Genomic DNA, 20644 nt, shown 5'->3' with positions numbered 1-20644 from the left:
ACGCGTGTCAGTACCCGATTACCTTCCTCCCATCGCCGGCGCCCCTCCTCCCATATCAAGAAAGGTGCTGCCTCCTGTTTTAATTTGAGTTCCGGACGAACCAGACGACGTACTTGATGTTGACGAGGTGACCGTTCTCAAAATAATTTGGTCTCCTGCGCTAAGTCCACTTATAATTTCTGTGTATGCGTCGTTAGCTAGACCAACTTCAACTACTTGTCGACGTGGAGAATTTTTAAGAATAATGCCGCCAACGCTGCTGTAAATTTCATCTACGATAATTTCATCTGGCATTTCCACATAAGATATTCCCCCCGAAGACTTAACAGCTGCATTTGGAACTAATATGGCGTCTTGTCGAAGATCAGTGACAATTGAAGCGGAAACGCTCATTCCCGGTTTTACTCTTTCATCTTGCGTGTCAAAAATAATTTTTATATTGTAACTAACAACTCCCTGCGTAACGGTTCCGAGCGCGTCCATTTCCGCAACTTCACCGGTTAAAGTTAAATCGCTTACGGCATCAAAAGTTAAGGTCACTTTCTGGCCAATCTTAACTTTCGCGGCATCCACTTCGTTTAGGGAAATTTCCGCTATACGCTGTTTGGTAATAAGCGTCGCGATTGCGGTTCCTGAAGAAACCGAATCGCCGATTTCAACATTGACCTCAGCAACAACACCACTAAACGGAGCCTTTACTACGTAATCAGCTAATTGAGCGCGAGCTTCAGCGAGCGCTTCTCTGCGTTGCCGCACCGAGAGTTCTGCTGAGCGCAAATCTAATGCATCTGGTCCGGTCTTTAAATTTTTTAGGGATGCCTCTCTTTCTTTAATAGTCGCTTCTGCCGCGGCAATATCCAAGGGATTAGTTTTCCCCATTTCCTCAATTTCACGGATCGCGTCTTCCACTGCTTCAAAATTATTATCAATCGTTCTTTGAATTGAAGTTAAACTAGAGGTGTTTCCGTTAGTTTGACTAAGGTAGCCGGAAATATTTTTTTGGTAAGACTCCACTTCTGGAAATATTTCCCACTTCATTTCTGTCCTAAAATCAACCCAACTCGCGAGATAGCTAATTTCACTTTTTATCGCTTCGGCAACGGCCTTGGTAGTATCCAAAGTTTTACGGAACAATTCTTCTATCGCTTCCCGTTCTGAGTCTTGGTCAATATTTTTATAAATTTCATAACTTTCCTCGTATTTTTCGCGAGCTTTTTTATAATTACTCTCGGCCTTATTTTTAAAAACCCAAAGACTATCTCTCGCGTCTACGTTTGTCGTGGAAAAAAGCGCGCTGGTGTTGTCTTGCCTGCCCCCCACTGTCGCCTGGTGGTCACTAATTTCATAACCATAAAGCGCGGCATTAAGGCCAGCGATTACGTTTGGTAAATCCAAAAAAACGTCTGAAATTATATCAAGAGCATCTTCGTAACCTTCATCAATATTTTTTTCTGCGTCAGCTTTCTCTTCTTCAGCTTTTTTATATTCCGCTTCTTGCGATAATTTTAATTTCTCCAAATTATTTTTTGCTGAAGCAAGCGCATTTTCAGCCTGTAAAATAGAGTAATCGCTTTCCGGTTCTTTTAATCTTTCAAGGGAAAGCTCCGCGCTTTCCAAGCTGTCCTGAGCATCGCGGATATCTCGATAAGCATCTTGAGCGTTAAGCTTAACAATGATTTCTCCAGATTTTACTTCTTGGCCCTTTTTTATTGACACAGAAATAACCTCCCCCGAAGTTTTTGGTTTGATATCAACTTGATTAGACGCGGAAATCTGCCCCGTGCCAGAAACAGAGGAAATAAGGGTTCCTTTTTCCGCAGCGGCCAAAACATATTTGGTTTCTGCCGTATCATCCTTCAGGGTCTGGGCTCCGAAATATCCGCCAGTTGCCAAAACAATGGCGACTAAACTATAAACGCCTTTTCTTTTTAAAACATGCTCGGAAATTTTTTTAATCATATTTTTTATTTAAAATTTTCTCGGAGCCAACCCCGGAAGAGGCATTGGTGGTGAAGGCATTACTCTAATTAACTTAGCTTCTATTTGACCAGTTTCGTTTGATTCGCCAATCGTAATAATATTCTCGTCAAGTTTTAAGTCTGAAACTTTAATTGTGTCCTGCAAACGCTTGATAATCGTATCATTATTTGTGACAATAATTTTTTCTACATCTCCTCGCCCCCGGACGACCAATGTTTCTCCTTCAATTTTAATTATTTGTCCGACCGTTCCGTTGGATTCTAAAAAATCTTTATCGTTAAACCCTCCCCAAAAACCTCCCCGCGGTCCGCCAAAATTTTGATGATAATTGTCACTCCATCGGCAAGAAAAATCTGCCTTTTTAATTCCTACGGCCATACCCACTTTAAACACAAAAAGCAATACAACAAGCGCCGCTAGACCTAGAATTATTCCCTGAAAAATTTTTGACTGAAAAATTTTATTGATATCCATATTTTTAAGCCTTTCTTAATTTTGAATTATAAAAAATTTTTAAATCGCGAACCAGTATCTTTAACGATTCCAAAAATACCGCTACAACCGCCAAAAATGAAACAAGTCCCATCACAGGAAGCGTTTCGAGCAGAGACTGGGCAAAATTTTGCCAATATACCAAAACGATTTTCGTATCGGAAAAAATCAGAGAAAAAAATGCAAAAAATCCCGATTCAATAAAACCCGATCGCACATAAGCAAAAACCGGAATAAAAGCAATGGCCGATCCGATAAGGCTGATAGAAAAAATTATAATTCTTCTCCGAAGATTCAAAAGTTTATTTTCCTTTTCTATCCGACACATTATTCTATCAAAAAGCCCGGCCGGCGGTTCGACCAAATTAAATTTTTCTGAAATTTTTCCTAAATTTTTATCCATATTTATCCCTATTATTGTTATACGAAAAAAGGATGCATTTTGGTGCATCCCTTCCTATTAAAATAATATTTTTACAAAATTTCGGTAAGAGCGTCGCGAAGAGCGGCCAGCGCCCGGCGATGACGGCTTTTGGCGGTATGAAGCGGAACGCCGGTTAATTCAGAAATTTTTTTGAAAGTCAGACAACTATAATATTTTAAATAAAGAACTGTCTGATGATTTTCCGACAAATTTTTCATTGCGGCTCGGAGCAGATGAGCCGTATCGGCCTGCTCAGTTGTCTCGCTAGGAAGCGGTGCTGGATCAGTAAGTGTCTCGGCAATCATGTTTCCGCCGTCATCATTATCAAACGCCGAAAACGGCACGGCTTTTTTCTTCCTTAAATAATCCACTGCAGCGTTTTTTGCAATGCTAAAAATCCAGGTTTTAAAATTCTTTTTTATATCAAATTTTTTTAAATTTTTCCATGCCCTAACAAAAACTTCCTGAGTAATATCTTCGGCGCTAATATCATCGCCCACCAAATAACGAACAAAACTATAAACTGGTTTTAAATATTTTTTAACCAAAATTTCGAGCGACTCTTTATCACCTTTTAAATATTGTCTTATTAATTTTTCGTCAGAATTATTTTCCATATTCTCTAATAAGAGTAACTCAAAAATACCCTTATGTCAAGGCGACTCTTAGATCAATTGTTAATTATCAATTCTTATGTTATAATCATTATAAATAAATATATGAAAAACCTTGCCAAAAATTTTATCATCGCCGTCATTGTATTCCTTGTCATCACGGGAATTTTTAGCACTCTGACTTTGTCCGCGAAAAAAGTGGAAAATATTGACCTGCAAAAATTTGTGGAACAAATTAACGCCGGCGATATCCAAAAAATTTCTATCGAAGGAGACAAATTAAACATTACCCTAACCAGCGGTAATCTTGAAACTCTGCGCAAAGAAACAAATGAAACCTTGGGCGAAGTTTTTAAAAATTACAACGCTGATCCGGAAAAAATAAAAAGTATCAGCATTGAAGTTAAAGAAGAATCGGGCTGGAGTTATTGGCTGAACGCCCTTCTCCCCTTTCTCCTCCCACTGATTGTCGTCATAGCTTTAATTTATTATATGATGCGCCAAGTTCAGGGGGCGAACACCAAAGCCATGAGCTTTGGCCAATCCGGCGCGAGAGAAGCTCCAAAAAATTCCAAAAATCGCGTGACTTTTAAAGATGTGGCTGGTGTCAAAGAAGCCAAGGAAGAACTTTGGGAAGTAGTTGAATTTTTAAAAAATTCAAAAAAATTCATGCAGCTTGGAGCGAAAATTCCCAAAGGAGTTTTATTGATGGGTTCGCCAGGCACGGGAAAAACTTTACTCGCCAAGGCCGTGGCTGGAGAAGCCAATGTTCCGTTTTTTAGCATCTCCGGTTCTGAATTTGTGGAAATGTTTGTCGGCGTGGGCGCGGCGAGAGTTCGCGATCTTTTCCAAAAAGCGAAAAAAAGCGCGCCATGCATAATTTTTATTGACGAACTCGACGCCGTCGGCCGACAACGCGGCACGGGATTGGGCGGAAGCCACGACGAACGCGAACAAACTCTAAACCAAATACTGGTAGAGATGGACGGCTTTGAAGCAAACTCCGGAGTCATTATTTTAGCCGCCACAAATCGTCCCGATGTTTTGGATCCAGCGCTTTTGCGCCCTGGCAGATTTGACCGACGGGTAATTTTAGATGAACCAGATATCAACGACCGTGAAGCAATTTTGAAAATTCATACTAAAGGAAAACCCATCGCCACGGATGTTAATTTAAGAAAAATTGCCGAGCGGACGCCTGGTTTTTCCGGCGCCGACCTCGCAAACCTCTTAAACGAAGCAGCGATTCTTTCCGCCCGACGGAACAAAACTCAAATTGGCATGGATGAAATCAGAGAAAGCGTAGAAAAAGTTATGCTTGGACCAGAAAGAAAAAGCCATCTTTTATCAGATAAAGAAAGAAATATTACTGCCTACCATGAAGCAGGCCACGCCCTCGTGGCCCACGAATTACCACATGCCGATCCGGTCCATAAAGTGTCTATCATTTCTCGCGGCCGCGCCGCTGGCTATACTTTAAAACTTCCGACAGAAGATAAACACTTGCACAGCCGCTCTGAGTTTATTGATGACCTTGCCGTAATGCTCGCTGGCCACACCGTGGAAAAAGAAATTTTTGGTGAAGTCACGACCGGTGCTTCGTCCGACTTGCGCCAAGCTACGCGGCTCGCCCGCCGTCTCATTACCGAATTTGGCATGAGTGAAAAACTTGGAGCCAGAACTTTTGGTGAAAAGGAAGAAATGATTTTCCTTGGTCGGGAAATCCACGAACAGCGCGATTATAGTGAAAAGGTTGCCGAAACGATTGATCAAGAAATCAACCATTTAATTTCCGAAGCCGCAAAAACAGCTCTGGAAATAATCAGAAAAAAGAAAAATAAACTTGAAGAAATTGTGAAAATTTTGCTTGAAAAGGAAACTATTGAAAAAGAAGCGTTTGAAGCAATATTTAAATAACGAACACAAGACAATTGTGTTCAAGGGGGAAATATGTTTAAAAAACCAACGCAAGTTTACCGGCCTATCTTCAAAAAGGCCTGGGAAATTACAAAACAAAATCGGTTCCTGTGGATTTTCGGACTTTTTGCGGCATTAGCCGGGAACGGTGGAATTTACGAAATTTTAATCAAGGGTTTCGGGCGTATTGTCTCAGAAGGCGAAGCAACTCTCATGACGTCAAAATGGCTTTGGCTCACCGAATTTTTATCCTTCCCCCGCCTTGAAGACATTTATGTCCGTTCGCCTCTTTTCGTGAGTTTGCTCTGGGTTCTCTTCTTTGTAATCTTGGCTGCTTTGGCGTTTTTAATCTGGGTTATCGTAACTTCGCGCGGCGCGCTCATCTCTTCGGTGAGAAAAATCGCGAGCCGCAAAAAAACCGGTTTACGCGAAGGTTGGGCAGAAGGAAAAAAATATTTCTGGCCCGTTCTTGGTCTTAACCTTCTCTCCAAGGCCATCACCTTTGGCCTGCTTGTTCTGATCACTATTCCTGCCATGTTATTCCTTACCGGCCAGGGCGGAAATGTTGGATTAAACTTATTTCTTTATATTTTAGCTTTTGTTGTTTTCACCTCTCTGGCGCTCTTCATCTCTTTTATGGCTGTTTACGCGACCTGCTTTGTAATTATGGAAAATAAACCGTTTGTTGAATCAATCAGATTAAGTTGGAAAATGTTTGTAAGGAACTGGCTAATCTCCATTGAAATGGCTATTTTACTTTTCTTAATCACGATCGCCGCGGGAATCGGTTTAATACTCTTCACTCTCCTATACATGATTCCTGTCGCTCTGTTGCTTTTTGCTTTTTCTTATTTGGAACTCTCAATCGGCTTTTGGTTGATTGGTTTTCTTGCCACCTTGGGTTGGTTCGTCGCCTTGTTCTTTGCCGGAGCCATTCTTTCTACTTTCCAGTTTTCATCCTGGACATTGCTTTTTATGGAAATAAACAAGAAAAAAATCTGGAGCAAATTACTAAGATTTGTAGGCATCAGAAAATAAAAATATAATTTTACCATGGCAAACCCATCAATTGATGACCTTCTAAAGCAATACTCTGGCGCCGGTTCCCCCGCGCCCCAGGCTGCTTCGGAAGAAACACAGGAAAAATTTGAAGAGAAAATGACCGAAATCGCTCTGAAAGAAAAAGAAAAAATCGCCCAAGCCAAGGCGGCTGAATTAAATTTTCCCTACATCAATTTGAAGGGTTTTCCTATTAGTCCGGAAACCCTTACTTCTGTCCCTAAGGAAATAGCGGAAAAACTAAAAATTATTTGTTTTTTAAATACGGGCACGGAAATCCGAATCGGCGCAGTTGATCCGAACCAAGAACAAATTAAAGAAATTTTACTTTCGCTTGAAGATAAATTCCATAGTCACGGCGAAATCTATCTGATTTCGAAACATAGTTTTAATTTAGCTTTTAAACTTTACACGGCTTTGCCCACAATTAAAAAAATTGTGAGCGGAGTGGAAATTTCCGAAGCGGATTTACAAAAATTTTCCGCGGAAATAAAAAATTTCAAAGACCTTCACGAAAAAATCCAGAAAGCCAATATAACAGACATTGTCACCATGGTCATTGCCGCTTCAATCACGGCTCGTTCTTCTGATATCCATATTGAAGCTGAAGAAAAAGATATAAAAATTCGTTTTCGCGTTGACGGCGTTTTGGCAGATGCCGCCGCCCTGCCCAAAGAGCAGTGGTCAAAAGTCATTTCTCGCATCAAACTTCTTTCCGGATTAAAGATTAATGTCACGGACATTCCCCAAGACGGCCGCTTCACGATTTTTGTTAAAGACGGAAAAATTGATGTCCGCGTTTCCTGCCTCCCGACATCCTACGGCGAATCAGTTGTCATGCGCTTGCTAATGCCCTCCGCTGCCGGACTTGGTTTTGACGGCCTTGGCCTTTGGGAACCGGCCTTTTCACAACTTAAAGCCCAGACCGAACGGCCGAATGGCATGATTATCACAACCGGTCCGACTGGCTCTGGTAAAACCACTACTCTTTACGCTATTTTAAATAAACTAAACGAGCCGGGCGTAAAAATTATTACCTTGGAAGATCCAGTAGAATATAAATTGGCCGGCATTAATCAAAGCCAAGTTGATTATTCCCGCGACTATACTTTTGCCAAAGGTTTAAAATCAATTTTGCGCCAAGACCCGGACGTAGTCATGGTCGGTGAAATCCGTGATATTGAAACTGCGGACATTGCTATTCAGGCGGCGCTCACCGGGCACTTGGTAATTTCCACCATTCATACAAATAGCGCCTCAGGGGCGATTCCAAGATTTATGTCCATGGGCGTTAAACCATTTTTGCTTGCCCCGGCTCTAAACGCCGTGATTGGCCAGCGCTTGGTTAGAAAGATTTGCGAAAATTGCAAAGTGGAAGATAAATTAGACGCGGAAACTTTGGGGCGCGTAAAAAAAATTCTTGAAGCCCTGCCAACGGAAGTTAAGGAAAAATATAAAGTTGATTTGGAAAATTTAAAATTCTCGCGCGGCGTCGGCTGTCCGGAATGCAATAACCTCGGCTACAAAGGCCGCATCGGAATTTACGAAATTATGATTATGAGCGCGGAAATTGAAAAAATAATTTTATCCGGAGAAATTTCCGAATACCAAATGCAAGATATCGCGACCAAAGCCGGCATGGTGACCATGGTTCAAGATGGTTTATTAAAAGCCCTAGCCGGAGTCACCTCCGTTTCCGAAATTTTCGAAGCAGCGGAGTAAATAAAACGTCATAAAACAACAAAGACAGCCAAGATGGCTGTTCTTTTTATATTCTTCGAGCAAGCAAAGTGTGCCGAGAAATTCAGGACTTCGCCCCAACGATAATTTTTTAAAATAAAAAACCCGCGAGAGGTTCTCAATCACTAATCACTAATTACTAATTACTTCAACTTTTCTCTTCTCCTCCCCCCCTCCCAACTTCATTTTTATTTTTATCACTTTTCTCCCACGGATCAACGCCGCAACTTTGTCCGCCCACTCAATCACGGCCACGGTATCCGCCCGGCCGAGCCAATCTAAAATTCCAATGTCCACTAATTCAACGGCGTCACTCAACCGATACGCGTCCACATGACACAAGTGTTTAATTTTATGCCCTAAGCCTGTCGAAGGGCGAACATTATAAATCTTCATCAACAAAAACGTCGGACTCTGCACTCGCTCTTTTATTCCGAGCCCACTCGCCATGCCTTTCGCAAAAACAGTTTTCCCTGCGCCAAGCTCACCAATTAACGCAACCACTTCTCCTCCGCGCAATTTTTGGGCAAACCGTTCCGCGAAGGCCAAGGTTTCTTTTTCATTTTTAAAAACTTTTTTCATAATTCCCAATTTGGATCAACTTTTAATTTCTGCCACGGCGTAAAATCTTTTTTCGCGGCATGAAAATACCCGGCTGCCGCGACCATAGCCGCGTTGTCAGTACAATATTCAAAGTCTGGAATATTCCAATCTACGCTCGGCATTTCTTTTTCTATCTCGGACACAAATCGCTCACGCAATCTCTTATTCGCCGAAACGCCCCCAGCGAGCATTACTGTTTTTACTTCATATTTTTTTGCCGCCCGAATTAGTTTTGCCACAAGTACATCAACAATCGCTTCCTGAACTTCATGCGCCATCGCCGGAACAATTCCCTCCAGCTCATCTTTATTTTTAAAATCTCGCGCAGCATAAAGCACGGCCGTTTTCAAGCCGGAAAAAGAAAAATCAAAATCTTTTGTGTCTATCATCGGCCTGGGAAATTTCACTTTTAACTTTTCACTTTTAACTTTTAACTTTTTCGCCTCTGCGGCAATCGCCGGTCCACCCGGATACCCCAACCCCAAAATTTTTGCCGTCTTATCAAAACATTCTCCTGCCGCGTCATCACGCGTCTCACCAATCATAACGTATTTTCCGTGTCCACGCATCAAAATCAATTCTGTGTGTCCCCCACTCACCACAAGACATAACGCCGGAAATTTTATTTTTTTATTGGTAAGCCAGTTCGCGTAAATATGTGCTTCCACGTGATTTAGAGCCACAAGCGGTTTTTCCCAAAACCAGGATAAAATTTTTGCTGTTTCATTTCCCACCAAAAGCGACGTAATCAATCCCGGACCAGCCGCCACGGCAATCGCGTCAATTTTTCCCGCCCCATCCGGGCCCAACGCCTCTTTCACCACCGGCAAAATCGCTTCCACATGGATTCTCGCCGCCACCTCTGGCACCACTCCGCCGTATTTGGCGTGAATTTTTATCTGCGAAGAAACAACATTACTTTTAACTTCAAAATTTCGGCCGTCGCTTTCCACGACCGCCGCGCTTGTCTCGTCACATGATGTTTCTATTCCTAATATCTTCATATACTTCTATTTAACGGAAAATCTTGACAAAAAGCAAGTTCTATATTAAATTTATTAGTTGGCTCCCAACCACCGACGCTAACGCAAAAGCGCCAAGGAGGAAAAGCTCATGACCGAACCCGTACAAGCCCCCAGTCTCAAGGATCTGGCCATCACCGTCGTTCGTCAAATTCTGAAGGTCTACGATCTCTTGGACCAAGACGAAGTCGAGGAGGGCGTAGACTACGACTATCGCCTCAATGTAATTGAGGATGATCAGATGCTGACGCTGAACATCGATGCCGACGACCAGCTCGGTCGTATCCTGGCCGGACGAGGAAAGATGACTCTCCGGGCCATACAGAAGTTCCTCATCAGTGCCCTGCATTTCCGACTCGACCACGGCAAAGACCAGAAGCTCGAACGCTTCGTCCGCCTCTCTGTCAACGGCCAATTTCCGAAACCCGAGAACGGCGACGAAGAACGACCTGTCGAGAAGAAGGTCATCACGATCATCGCCCCGCCGGAAGTGAAAGTTCGCACCCTGAATCCCGACGGTACCAGCCGGTAGCTTTCGCCGTCCACTAGCTTGGGAGCCCAACACCCTCGACCCTGCGTCATCCAAACGCGCGGCCGAGGTCTTTTTTTATTATCTAAAATTAATATTTTCCAATATTTCTAAAAAGAGTCCGTTATTATTTTTATATATCGCTTCAGAGTAAGGAGTAAAACTATTTGTGTAGGCTAAACTAATTTCAATAATACCTTCCCTTATAATAGTTAACGCGTGCCATACGGCAGCATCTTCCGTAACTTTATATATAAAATATTTGTTACCATTGATATCTACAACATGTCCATTTTCTTTAGCATATTCTTTCTCAAACTCCGAGAGACCGGAATCTGTTTTATAAAATGAGACAAGTTCTTCTATGTCTTCAAATTTTTTATCATTCTTTAATAATTTAATCTCTGCCACCATATAAGCGCTCTGGGCGTTCCTATCAAATTCTGCGGTGGACTCGATGTGTACCCCGGCTATTAAATTTTCACTGGTCGCTATATTAGTTATATCAATTCCTAGATTATAGAATCCATCTTTCGGATACTTAAACTTAATATTTGTATTTTGAAGTTGAGCTTCTGTGTCAAAGTTTGTTTTTGGTAGTTCAACTTCTTTGTTTTTGTAAATTATAATAAAAAATCCCGCTAAGCTTATTGCGAGGATAGATATTGCTATGCAAATACGTTTATACTTCATATATTGGTATTTTACTCTAAAAAAATAAACCCGCCAAACGGGTTCTACGTGATGTTGTCATGGTAGCCCCACCGGGATTCGAACCCGGGTTACCACATTGAAAGCGTGGTGTCCTAGACCAGACTAGACGATAGGGCCAAGTTATTTACCATAATAACAAAGAATAAAAATTTTGACAACTATTTCAAAATCTTATATAATAAGATAACTTATTTTAAGCTTATGCTCAAAGACCTCTTTCCACTAAAAAACCAAAAACCCGAAGAGGAAAATTTTTTCCCCGTTCAGAAAGAATCGGGCGAGGAACATCATACTTGGCTCTCAAAAGACTATGAAGGCCAGCTTTCGGTTGATGTTTATCATAATGATAAAGAAATTGTTGTTCGTTCAACCGTGGCCGGCGTCAAGCCGGATGATCTGAACATTATGGTTGACAATGACCTTTTAACTATTCGCGGAAAACGGGAGGCCGAAGCCAGTATTAACCCTTCCGATTATTTGTATCGCGAATGCTACTGGGGAGGATTTTCCAGAACCATTGTTTTACCCGAAGATGTTAAGGCGGACAAAATAAAAGCGACTTTGAAAAATGGCCTTTTGACGATCGTTTTACCCAAAGCAGTTTCCGATGCTCAAATTAAAGTTAAAGAGGAGTTTTAATTTTATGAAATTTATAAAAGCGGCGATTGACAGGTTTGAAGGAGATTCAGCTGTAATAAAAACTGAAGACGGCCAGGAACTTCTTTGGCCAAAACTTGATTTACCAGAAGACGCGAAAGAAGGAGCGGCCCTCCGCCTCTCAATTTCCACAAACCAATCTGATGAAGAAGAAAGAACTAAGTTGGCAAAAACTCTCTTGAATGAAATTTTGCAAAATAAAAAAGATGGACAAAAAGAAAACTAAACTTTCACTAGATATCGTTTCGTCAAAACCGGCCGAAGAATCTCCGAAAAAATTTGTCGTTAAAAAATGGCTTAAAATTTTTATCGCCATTTTTTTGTTGGTAATTGTTTTACCAACCGGAACCGTGTTTGCTTACGAAAAAATTTTTTCTAACAAAATTTACCCTGGCATAATGGTTGGCAATGTAAATTTAGGGGGAAAAACCAAGGATGAAGCAAAAATCGTTCTTGCGGAGGCGACAAAAAAATTTAATGAAGAAGGGGTTATTTTTATTTATCAAAATAAAAAAGCCTCTCTCGTTCCCATCGTAACGGCAGCTAACGACCCCGATCTTTCCCGAACAATTTTTTCTTTAAAAAATAATGAAACTATTGATGAGGCTTTTGACCTCGGCCGTGGCGGAAATTTTTGGAAGAACTTAGGAAGCCAATTTAAAATTTTATTGCTTGGCCAAAAAATTCCTCTAAAATACCAAGCTGATGAAAAAGAAATTGTAGAAGTTCTGCGGGAAAGTTTTGGTTATTTAGAAAAACAACCAAAAGACGCAAAAATACAATTTGTCCCAAACGGCAATGAAATACGAGTTGAAGTCAGTGACGAAGAAGATGGCTGGACTTTTGATTATCTGCCAGCCATCAACGCTGCCTTCTCTAAAGTTTCCCAACTTAATGATACTTCAACAACCCTGAGACTAACCGCGGAAAAAGCGAAAATTAAAAAAAGCGAAACCGCGTCTGCTGCTGAACGAGCCAAAAAATTGGCGATGCTTTGTTTTTTGGCCTTAGGCGAAACGGAAAAAACCTGGATTATCAAACAAGATGAAATCAGAGATTATCTTGAATTTCAAATCATTCAAAATAATGTAACGGCCGGACTGAATAGAGAAAAAATGGAAGAGTATTTAAAAAAAATAGCGGAAGAAATTGATACTGCCCCGCAGAATGCAAAATTTACCATAGAAAACGGCGTGGTTAAAGAATTCCAACTCCATCAAGGCGGAAAAAAATTAAATATTGAGGCCAGTTACAATCTTATAAATAATTACTTAATAAATTTTGATGAAACTAAAATCCCGACTGCTTGTTCAAAAAATCCCGCACCGGATAAAAAAGAAATTATTCAAATGATTGTAACAATTACTGCGCCGCAAATTCCGATCGGCACTATTAACAATTTGGGGATTCAAGAATTAGTTGGAACAGGCACGTCTGATTTCTCAGGTAGTCCGGTAAATCGCCGCCACAATATTAAAATTGGCGCGGCAAAACTAAACGGTGTTTTAATCGCCCCGGGCGAAGAGTTTTCTTTAAACAAAGCTTTGGGAAGCATTGATGGCTCGACCGGCTATCTTCCTGAACTTGTTATTAAGGGAAATAAAACTATTCCTGAATACGGTGGTGGTCTTTGCCAGATTGGAACAACCGCTTTTCGCGTAGCGCTTGACGCTGGCGTACCTATCACCGAACGCCGTCCGCATTCTTACCGCGTTACCTATTATGAACCGGCGGGAATGGATGCAACAATTTACAGCCCAAGCCCTGATTTAAAATTTATTAATGATACACCCGCCTATCTTCTGCTCCAAACAAAAATCGATGGCAACGATTTGACTTTTGAACTTTGGGGGACGCCTGACGGCCGAAAAGTGGAAATAACAAAACCCAAAATCTATAACTTCGTAAGCCCTGGTCCTACTAAAATAGTTGAAACTACAGACCTTGCTCCAGGGGTAAAAAAATGCACTGAGCGGGCGCATACTGGAGCGGACGCGGAATTCGACCGCACTATTACTTTTAAAGATGGCGAAATAAAAACTGAAACATGGACAAGCCATTACGTTCCTTGGAGCGCGGTATGCCTTGTGGGAAAAGCCCCAACTCCAAATGCCATCCCGGAAATACCAACAACAGTCCCAACTAGCCCAGACGGAATCCCTGATCCCGCCTTGAATCCTCTTACTTTTTAAACAAAAAACCACTGGGAATCTGCAGACAAGAGAGTTATTTCCGCGCTTTGCTGAGCCAGAGCCAAGCGAACGCAGAATTAACCCCCGTGCTTGTCGTGTCTGCAGGTTTCCGGTGGTTTTTATTCCGAACAAGTTATCATAACATATACAAAAATCTTGTCAAGGGGATAAATAAAATTATTGCATATTTTTTCTAAATAAAAACCGCCCGCAAAAAAGTGCGGAGATTTTGAGAAAAATAAACATTAACCAAAGAAAACTCCGCTCGCCTAAATGGCGAGCGGAGCCTTTGTTTCTAGCTCTTAAATTAACAATCCAATAATTAAAAGAGCAACAATGTTCAAAACTTTAATCATCGGGTTAATCGCCGGACCGGCCGTATCTTTGTAGGGATCACCAACAGTATCGCCTGTCACCGCCGCCTGATGGGCAAAAGATCCTTTACCACCATAATTTCCTTCTTCAATAAACTTCTTTGAATTATCCCAAGCCGCGCCACCTGAAGTCATAGAAATTCCAACAAACAAACCTGTAACAATGCTGCCCACCAATAATCCGCCAAGCGCTTTTGGTCCAAGAAGCAGTCCCACCGCAATCGGCGCGACAACCGGCAAGAGCGCAGGGACAATCATCTGGCGGATCGCGGACTTGGTAACAATGTCCACACAAGCCGCGTAATCAGCCTTGGCTGTGCCTTCCATCAAACCGGGGATTTCTTTCCATTGTCGGCGAACCTCGTCAACCACTTTTCCACCGGCTTTGCCAACAGCGCGCATGGCCATTGAACCAAATAAATATGGGAGCAAGCCGCCAATAAACAAACCTGCAATGATTTTTGGATCTGATAAATCAAAAATATTATCCTTAAATCCAAGCGCCGTGATTTCATGGACATAAGATGCAAAAAGCACAAGCGCCGCGAGTCCGGCCGAGGCAATAGCGTAAGCTTTTGTCACGGCCTTGGTTGTGTTGCCGACCGCGTCTAGTGGATCAGTCACGTCGCGAACTTCTTTTGGAAGTCCAGCCATTTCCGCAATGCCGCCAGCATTATCTGTAATTGGACCAAACGCGTCAATCGCCACAATAATTCCGGTCATAGATAACATTGTCATAACCGCAATCGCCACGCCGTAAATTCCCGCAAGCCAGAAAGAAACCAAAATTCCCGCGACAATCAAAAGCACTGGCATAGCCGTTGATTCCATAGACATCGCTAGACCGGTGATAATGTTTGTCCCATGTCCGGTAGTTGAGGCCTTGGCGATTTCCCGCACCGGCCGATATTTTTTTGAAGTGTAATATTCGGTAATCGCCATCATGCCAAAAGTTATGACAATTCCGACGAGCGCCACAACATATAATTTCCAAACTTCAAAAGATCCGTTGCCTTTCATGAGCCAGGTGGTAATCGGATAAAACGCCGCGGCCGCGAGCACCGCGCTCGCCACTAATCCTTTGTAAAGCGCGGCCATTATCCCCTGTTTTTTTCCGAGACGGACAAAAAATGTTCCGATAATTGAACAAATAATAGAAACTCCACCGAGGAGCAACGGATAAATCAAAGCGTTAGAAAAATTCGGCAAAAGAAGCACGCCGAGTAACATCGCGGCGATCGCCGAAACCGCATAAGTCTCAAACAAGTCTGCCGCCATGCCCGCGCAATCGCCAACATTGTCACCGACATTGTCGGCAATTACCGCCGGATTTCTTGGATCATCTTCCGGAATCCCGGCCTCAACTTTTCCAACAAGGTCCGCGCCGACATCAGCGCCCTTGGTATAAATTCCTCCGCCCAAACGAGCGAAGACAGAAATCAACGAACCACCAAAACCTAAACCAACCAAAGCTTTAGTCGCGGAAACTGGATCTTGTTTAAAAACAAAAACCAAAAGCATAAAAAATCCGGTCACGGATAAAAGTGCTAAACCAACAACCATTAAACCCGTCACTGTGCCTCCGCGGAAAGCGACATTCAAGGCATTTTTCAAACCGCTCTTTGCCGCTTCGGTTGTCCGGACATTGGCCCGCACGGAAATGTACATGCCAATATAGCCGGCTAAAGCCGAAGCTGCCGCGCCAACCAAAAACCCGAGCGAAGCGTAAATTCCCAAGAAGAGGAGCAGAATAAATAAGACGACCGCGACAACCGCCACGGTTTTGTACTGCCGGTTCAAATACGCCTTGGCCCCCTCTTGAATGGCCTTGGCAATTGATTGCATTTTTTCGTCTCCGGCCGGAAGTTTTAAAATCCATCGCATGAGCAGAAACCCAAAAACGATGGCCAAAATTGCCGCGCCCAAAGAGAAAAGCAGAAAATACAACATAGTTTGATTTTCATGAGAAACTAAAATTTTATTCCCCGAGCGAAATCGAAGGGTTAAAATTTTAGTTTTACCCAGTTATGCCTTCGACAAGCTCAGGCAATAACTGCTCACAAGTTAATTATTATTTGTTAAATTTACATTAAAATCATTAAATTGTAAAGAGATCCCGTGTCTCCTTTTATTCCCTTCCTTTCCAAGGAGGGGCTGGGGTGGTTCCGACAAAATTTCACCACCCCTGACCCCTCCTCAAAGAGGAGGGGGAAATTTTTATATAAAAAAGACCCCCACAAAGTTGTTACACCTTGTAGGAGTCCAGCAGTCCGTTCCACCCAACTTTCTCGGCCGAGGCCGAAAGGGTCAGGATGAAGAACAAACTACGCGGCGTCCTTGCGGACGGCGAGGAACGTCCAGCCACACCAATCGTTCGCGTCGCTGCGCACTCTGAGAGTAAGCTCCTCGCCACACCTGTCATGGCAGACGAAACAGCGACGATCCGTCCAACCCACGAACGAGGGGCCGAGGGCCACGATGGAGAACCACGTCCAGGGCCAGGAGAGACTAGCGCTGAAAGCCAGAAGTTCCTCAATCTTCGCGGGACGGAGGCCGCGGCGGTCGAGTTCAACAAGAGCGTCGTCCGTAGAGACCACATTGCGCAAGGGGACGAGGACGAGCTCGCGCTCTACTTTGCCCTCGCCCGAAACCGGGAAGGTCAGCTCGTTGATGTCGTCGCCGGAATTATTGTAGCGACCGGCGGCGATCATCTGCTCGAGGGTGAGGCCGTAGTCCACCGTTACCTTGAAGATCCCGAGGGTCTCGTCCTTCCCTTCGAGAAGCGCCTGCAGCTGCTCGGCCGTCATGAGCTCGGCCTTGGCGGCCTTGGTCAGAGCCAAGTACATGTCAAGCGGCGTTTCCGTTTCCTTCTCGGAAAGTCCGAAAACGGCCCGCGCCTTCCATACCGGAATCTGGCCGCGCTTGATCTGCTCTCCCAGTTCGTGCAGTTGAGCCAACGTCACCTTCGCCATCGTCTCTTTCCTCCCTCACCCGCCGGTAGTTCGAACAAAGCACGGACACCATTGCCCGCACCAAGTCCGATTCGCCGGAAGGCAAGACCAGCCGGGGAATTCCCAGCCTTGTTTTGATTCTTTACTGTTCGAGCGAGGATTTTAGTCCGAGTCGAGAACCGCTTCTCGACTCCGCTTCGCTCCGCTCGAAGAATAATAGTGCCAAAATAAGGCAAGGAATAACTTTTTTTACTAACGATTTATAATAACACGCTTTAACCTATTTGTCAACCACCTCTGGCCAAGGGATTGACAGTTCCTCCCCTTTCTGGTATGATTACAATTGAATTACATATGGCACAAAATGCTTTATTCTTGCTGAAAAAAGCCGGCATCAAGCTCTTGGTTGGCCTGTTGAACGGATTAGTACATCTTAAAAATCTCATTGTTCTCATCTTAACCTGGACAGTCATAAAACCAATCTCATGGTTTAGCAAAACTGTCCTTTTTTCATTTGCGGTAAAAATCTATAAAATTGCTTTTTTTATAAAAATCCGCGGGTGGGATAAAATTTATGCGCCAATCAAGGTAAAAATTATTTATCCCCTTACCCGCCGTTACGTCACCCATACGGTCATCGCCCTGATTGCGCTTCTTTCTGCGGTATCGAGCTTAAGCGCCAAAGCGGCCTCGCTTGAAAATGTTGAACAAATCGGTAAAAAAAGTATTCTCTATACCTTATCCTACAGCGGGGATTCTGAATTTAATGATTTTGTCCAAGAAACAGCTGACGTGGGCGGCATTAAAACAACAAGTTATCTTGAAGATGTCAGCATTTCCCTCCCTACTGCAACTTTAAACAGCGAAGATTTTTCCGGCGATTTACCAATCATTGCCAGAGAAAATGATAGCGCGCTTTTAAATCCCAACATTTCTTCAATCGCCGATTCCGGCAGCCGGACAAAAATTATTGACTATCAGGTTTTGGGCGGCGACACCATCGGCAGCATCGCCGAAAAGTTTAGCATCAGCGTAAATACTATTCTTTGGGCAAATAGCCTCACTGAAAGAAGCACAATTCGCCCGGGCGATAAGCTTGTTATTTTGCCGACGAGTGGCGTATTACATAAAGTAAAAAGTGGCGATACAGTGGATAAAATTGCCAAATACTACAGCGCTGACGCAGAAAAAATATTAGAATCAAACGCCCTACCAGACACAAGTGATATTAAAATTGGAGAATACATCATGGTGCCAGATGGGAAAGTTCCGACTCCGGCACCGGCGCCAGCTCCGCGTACTACTGTAGCCAGCAGAAATACCGTAACTATTCCTTCTCAAACTACACCAGTCCCAACAAGCGGAAAAATGCTCTGGCCGATCGGCTGTAGCCGTATCTCTCAGTATTTTGGATGGAGACATACTGGTGTGGATATTGCTTGTCCGGCTGGCACTCCAATTCTCGCCGCCGACGATGGCGTGGTTTCTCGCGTCCAATACATAAATACCGGCTATGGGCATAATGTTATGATTGATCACGGAGATGGTGTTGTAACCTTGTATGGACACATGACTACAATCTATGTTAAGAATGGCGAAACCGTTAAAAGAGGCCAAGAGATTGGTTTGGAAGGCTCAACCGGCCGCTCCACTGGCCCTCATCTCCATTTCGAAGTCAGAATCAATGGTAAAATTTATAATCCTTTGAACTATATAAAATAATAAATAAAACCATCGGCATTCCCGCCGATGTTTTTTATTTATCTAATATTTATTCCGCCGATTTAGCGCGATATTGCAATGCTTCAGCCACGTGTGGCAGCAAAATTTTTTCTTCGCCGGACAAGTCGGCGATCGTCCGAGAAATTTTTAACAAACGATAATAGGCGCGAGCGGACAAACGCATCTGTGTCACGGCATTTTTTAAAAACTCCTGGCTTGGTTCATCAATTTGGCAAAAATCTTTTATTAACTTCGAGGATAATTCCGCATTCGTCAAAATTTTACAACCCTTGTATCTTTTCCGCTGCAAATCCCGCGCCCGTTCCGCGCGTTTTTTAATCTCCGCAGAACTTTCCGCTACTCTTTCTTCAGCCAATTTTTCAAACTTTACCCGAGGCACTTCAATATGCAAATCAATTCTGTCTAACAGTGGCCCGGAAATTTTTTTCTGATAACGTAAAATTGTCGACGGTGAACAAACGCATAATTTCTCTGGATCGGTATTGTAACCGCAGGGGCAAGGATTTCGCGCGGCAACCAAAATAAATTTTGCGGGAAATTGTAAGCTTCCCGCGGCGCGGGAAATCGTGACAACGCCGTCTTCAAGTGGCTGGCGCAAGCTTTCAAGAACAGCGCGGTTAAATTCAGGAAGTTCATCCAAAAATAAAACACCCCGATGAGATAAACTTACTTCTCCTGGCCGCGGCCAAGCCCCGCCGCCTACGAGCGATACATTAGAGGCTGTATGGTGCGGGCTTCGAAACGGCCGGCGAGTTATAAGCGGCAAATCCGGTGGCAAAACTCCGGCCACGGAATAAATTCTTGTAACTTCAAGCGCTTCATCCATAGTAAGCGCGGGCAAAATTGATGGCAATGTTTTTGAAAGTAAAGTTTTTCCTGATCCCGGGGGACCTGACATTAGGAGGTTGTGGCCGCCGGCGGCAACAATTTCTAAAGCGCGTTTCGCATATTCTTGCCCGCGGACATAAGCCATGTCAAAATTTTCTTCATCGCTTATAGTAGCATCTTTAAAATCAAAAGATTCTTCGCGGGAAAACGGCGTAATTAAATTTTTTCCCGCTAAGTGGCCGACCAACTGAAAAATATTTTTTACTGGAATAATTTCTAAATTTTCAATCAAACTTGCTTCCCGGGCGTTGGCTTCGGGGACATATAAAATTTTTATCCCGCGAGCCCTGGCAGCGGAAGCAATGGCTAAAATTCCATTCACCGGCCGCAAAATTCCATCAAGCGCCAGCTCGCCGACAAAAAGAGCGTCAGGACAAAAAAGGTTCGTTGAAATCTTTCTTTCCGGAAAAATTTCCAAATTTTTTATTTTATCTTCTTCTTTTTTCGGTAATACTAAAAATTTTGAAGCTAAAAGAACGGCGATAGCAACGGGTAAATCATAAGCTGGCCCTTCTTTTTTTAAATCGGCTGGGGCGAGATTTACCGTGACTCGCGTCCGAGGAAAGGGCAATTCGCTATTTTTAATGGCAGCGCGCACTCGTTCGCGCGATTCCTGAACCGCCGCATCTGGCAAACCCACAATCGTAAAATGGCTGAGCCCCGGAGAAATATCGGCTTCAACCTCCACAAGCTCTGCGTCCAGTCCGACTATCGCCGCGGAAAAAATTTTTGAAGACATAAATAA

The 20644-nt window shown here is 43.2% G+C and carries 18 protein-coding genes and 1 tRNA gene; 8 read left to right on the top strand and 11 right to left on the bottom strand.

All coding sequences use genetic code 11. The annotated features are described in order from the left end of the window. Positions 1-18: 18 nt before the first annotated feature. From WC445_03665 to WC445_03650, 4 genes are all read right to left on the bottom strand, one after another. Complete coding sequence (locus tag WC445_03665) at positions 19-1959, bottom strand: efflux RND transporter periplasmic adaptor subunit (GenBank protein ID MFA5129032.1); 1941 nt, start codon at positions 1957-1959, stop codon at positions 19-21. A 9-nt stretch (positions 1960-1968) separates the two neighbouring features. After that, positions 1969-2454, bottom strand: coding sequence for a hypothetical protein (locus tag WC445_03660; GenBank protein MFA5129031.1), 486 nt, complete (start codon positions 2452-2454; stop codon positions 1969-1971). 4 nt (positions 2455-2458) lie between these two features. Further along, entirely contained in the window at positions 2459-2875 is a 417-nt protein-coding gene (locus WC445_03655) for a hypothetical protein (protein MFA5129030.1), read from the bottom strand. 71 nt (positions 2876-2946) lie between these two features. Beyond that, a complete protein-coding gene (locus WC445_03650; protein MFA5129029.1) occupies positions 2947-3513 on the bottom strand; it encodes a sigma-70 family RNA polymerase sigma factor in 567 nt (188 codons plus the stop codon). 102 nt (positions 3514-3615) lie between these two features. Between WC445_03650 and ftsH the strand changes: the two genes are divergently transcribed. The 3 genes from ftsH to WC445_03635 are packed head-to-tail and all read left to right on the top strand — an operon-like array spanning position 3616 to position 8208. Then, on the top strand, positions 3616-5427 hold the full coding sequence (gene ftsH / locus WC445_03645) for an ATP-dependent zinc metalloprotease FtsH (GenBank protein MFA5129028.1): 1812 nt from the start codon (positions 3616-3618) through the stop codon (positions 5425-5427). 33 nt (positions 5428-5460) lie between these two features. Next, entirely contained in the window at positions 5461-6465 is a 1005-nt protein-coding gene (locus WC445_03640; GenBank protein MFA5129027.1) for a hypothetical protein, read from the top strand. A 15-nt stretch (positions 6466-6480) separates the two neighbouring features. Beyond that, the gene (locus WC445_03635) at positions 6481-8208 is read left to right on the top strand and encodes a GspE/PulE family protein (protein ID MFA5129026.1); all 1728 of its coding nucleotides are present in this window, start codon (positions 6481-6483) and stop codon (positions 8206-8208) included. 150 nt (positions 8209-8358) lie between these two features. Here the strand turns inward: WC445_03635 and tsaE are convergent, their stop codons facing one another. Then, positions 8359-8808 carry a tRNA (adenosine(37)-N6)-threonylcarbamoyltransferase complex ATPase subunit type 1 TsaE gene (tsaE, locus tag WC445_03630; protein MFA5129025.1) on the bottom strand — a complete coding sequence of 150 codons (450 nt, stop codon included), beginning with the start codon at positions 8806-8808 and terminating at the stop codon, positions 8359-8361. Then, complete coding sequence (tsaD, locus tag WC445_03625) at positions 8805-9833, bottom strand: tRNA (adenosine(37)-N6)-threonylcarbamoyltransferase complex transferase subunit TsaD (GenBank protein ID MFA5129024.1); 1029 nt, start codon at positions 9831-9833, stop codon at positions 8805-8807. Before tsaD ends, tsaE begins: the two co-directional genes overlap by 4 nt. A gap of 109 nt (positions 9834-9942) precedes the next feature. On the opposite strand from tsaD, the gene WC445_03620 reads away from it, so the two are divergent. After that, positions 9943-10383, top strand: a complete 441-nt coding sequence (locus WC445_03620; GenBank protein ID MFA5129023.1) for a hypothetical protein — start codon at positions 9943-9945, stop codon at positions 10381-10383. Positions 10384-10461: 78 nt separating this feature from the next. Here the strand turns inward: WC445_03620 and WC445_03615 are convergent, their stop codons facing one another. Continuing rightward, positions 10462-11073: a hypothetical protein gene (locus tag WC445_03615; GenBank protein ID MFA5129022.1), complete on the bottom strand. Its 612-nt coding sequence runs from the start codon at positions 11071-11073 to the stop codon at positions 10462-10464. Positions 11074-11133: 60 nt separating this feature from the next. Beyond that, positions 11134-11211: transfer RNA gene (locus WC445_03610), tRNA-Glu, on the bottom strand. Between the two features lie 84 nt (positions 11212-11295). Between WC445_03610 and WC445_03605 the strand changes: the two genes are divergently transcribed. The 3 genes from WC445_03605 to WC445_03595 are packed head-to-tail and all read left to right on the top strand — an operon-like array spanning position 11296 to position 13943. Beyond that, entirely contained in the window at positions 11296-11733 is a 438-nt protein-coding gene (locus WC445_03605) for an Hsp20/alpha crystallin family protein (GenBank protein ID MFA5129021.1), read from the top strand. 4 nt (positions 11734-11737) lie between these two features. Next, a complete protein-coding gene (locus WC445_03600; protein MFA5129020.1) occupies positions 11738-11977 on the top strand; it encodes a DUF3006 domain-containing protein in 240 nt (79 codons plus the stop codon). Continuing rightward, positions 11958-13943 carry a VanW family protein gene (locus WC445_03595; GenBank protein ID MFA5129019.1) on the top strand — a complete coding sequence of 662 codons (1986 nt, stop codon included), beginning with the start codon at positions 11958-11960 and terminating at the stop codon, positions 13941-13943. Before WC445_03600 ends, WC445_03595 begins: the two co-directional genes overlap by 20 nt. A gap of 302 nt (positions 13944-14245) precedes the next feature. Here the strand turns inward: WC445_03595 and WC445_03590 are convergent, their stop codons facing one another. Continuing rightward, positions 14246-16267, bottom strand: a complete 2022-nt coding sequence (locus WC445_03590) for a sodium-translocating pyrophosphatase (GenBank protein ID MFA5129018.1) — start codon at positions 16265-16267, stop codon at positions 14246-14248. Between the two features lie 374 nt (positions 16268-16641). After that, entirely contained in the window at positions 16642-17289 is a 648-nt protein-coding gene (locus tag WC445_03585; protein MFA5129017.1) for a hypothetical protein, read from the bottom strand. Positions 17290-17601: 312 nt separating this feature from the next. Between WC445_03585 and WC445_03580 the strand changes: the two genes are divergently transcribed. Then, on the top strand, positions 17602-18990 hold the full coding sequence (locus WC445_03580; GenBank protein ID MFA5129016.1) for a M23 family metallopeptidase: 1389 nt from the start codon (positions 17602-17604) through the stop codon (positions 18988-18990). Positions 18991-19039: 49 nt separating this feature from the next. On the opposite strand, the gene WC445_03575 is transcribed toward WC445_03580, so the two are convergent. Then, a complete protein-coding gene (locus WC445_03575; protein MFA5129015.1) occupies positions 19040-20638 on the bottom strand; it encodes a YifB family Mg chelatase-like AAA ATPase in 1599 nt (532 codons plus the stop codon). Positions 20639-20644 lie beyond the last annotated feature (6 nt).

The sequence above is a fragment of the Patescibacteria group bacterium genome, from assembly GCA_041650995.1.
Lineage (GTDB): Bacteria > Patescibacteriota > Patescibacteriia > XYB2-FULL-38-15 > XYB2-FULL-38-15 > JAHIRI01.
The sequence above is the reverse complement of the archived record's forward strand: the minus strand, read 5'-3'. Positions and strand labels throughout refer to the sequence as shown.